Origin of the sequence: Actinosynnema sp. NPDC023658 (genome assembly GCF_040639995.1) — a bacterium.
GTDB lineage: Bacteria > Actinomycetota > Actinomycetes > Mycobacteriales > Pseudonocardiaceae > Actinosynnema.
In genome coordinates this window covers 1,280-2,586 of record NZ_JBFAAX010000796.1, presented here as the reverse complement: position 1 = coordinate 2,586, position 1,307 = coordinate 1,280, and the positions used below count along the sequence as shown (strand labels likewise).

Here is a 1,307-nt window from a genome sequence, read left to right as displayed (position 1 = left end):
CGTGCCCTGGTCGAGCATCTGGTTCATCACGTAGGCGACGGTCATGCGCGTGTCCAGGTCGACCACCACCACCGAACCGCCCCAGCCGCCCCAGGAGCACGTGCGCCCCTCGACGCGGTAACCCATGCCGTACCGGATCGGCACGTCGAGGTAGTGGTCCACGCCCCGGAACTGCTCCTCCAGCACGCGCCGGCACCCGGCCTCCGACAGCAGCCGCACCCCGCCGGCCACGCCGCCGCACGCCAGCGCCGACTGCACCAGGGCCACCGAGCGCGCGTTGCCGTGGCCGCCCGCGGACGGGATCTCGGCGCGTCGCCACGCCGGCGTGTTCGCGTCCTCCGCCACGATCGGCGGGTTGGGCCGCTCGCCCGGCAACCCCGGCGCCGCGCCCGACGAACCGGCCGCGCCGCCCGACGACCCCGAACCGGGCGGCGGGATCACCGGTGCGACGCGGTGGTCGTGCTCGGCGGGCAGGCCGATGTGGAAGTCGGCGCCCAGCGGGCCCGCCACCTCGTCGGCGAAGAACGCGCCCAGGCCGCGACCGGTGACCCGGCGGACCACCTCGCCCAGCAGGAACCCCTGCGTCAACGGGTGGTAGCACCCGACCGCGCCCGGCGCCCACCGCGCGGGCTGCGCCGCCAGCCGCGCCGTCGCGTCCTCCCAGTCGAACAGGTCCGGGACGGTGATCGGCTCGGTCCACGTGGGCAGACCCGCCGTGTGGCCGAGCACGTGCCGCAGCAGCACCCCGCCCTTGCCCTCGGCGGCGAACTCGGGCCAGTACCGGGCGACCGGCGCGTCCAGGTCGACCACGCCCCGGTCCGCGAGGACCAACGCGCACAACGCCGCCATGGTCTTGGTGGTGGACCAGACGTTGACGATGGTGTCGCGCTCCCACGGCCTGGTGCGGGCCGCGTCGACGTGGCCGCCCCACAGGTCCACCACCGGCTCGCCGTCCAGGTGCACCGCCACCGACGCGCCCACGTCGTGCGCGTCCAGCGCCGCACCGAAAGCGTCGCGCACCGCACCGAACCGCTCGTCGCACGTGCCCCGGATCTCCGCCACCGACGGAACATAACGCCACCGGCCCGTCCGCGACGACCTCGATGCTGCCCACCCGCGCCGATCGACCATCCGGGACGCCCGCGCTGCGCTGTTCGGCCCAACCTCCGCGCGGGGCCGCGCAGTACACCCGGGGCGGACTTATCTTCAGCGCATGAGCCAGTACGGCAATCCCTTCTCCCGCCGCAGCTTCCTCGGCGCGACGGCCGTCGCGTGGCGGGCGTCCCGGCGACCGCCATGGCGTTCCT

At 75.1% G+C, this 1,307-nt stretch carries 1 protein-coding gene; it reads right to left on the bottom strand.

Features of this window, described 5'->3' with window-relative positions:
• Positions 1 to 1,062: serine hydrolase domain-containing protein (locus tag AB0G02_RS34875; protein ID WP_360803096.1), on the bottom strand; the 1,062-nt coding region annotated here is incomplete at its 3' end.
• Positions 1,063 to 1,307: the final 245 nt, after the last annotated feature.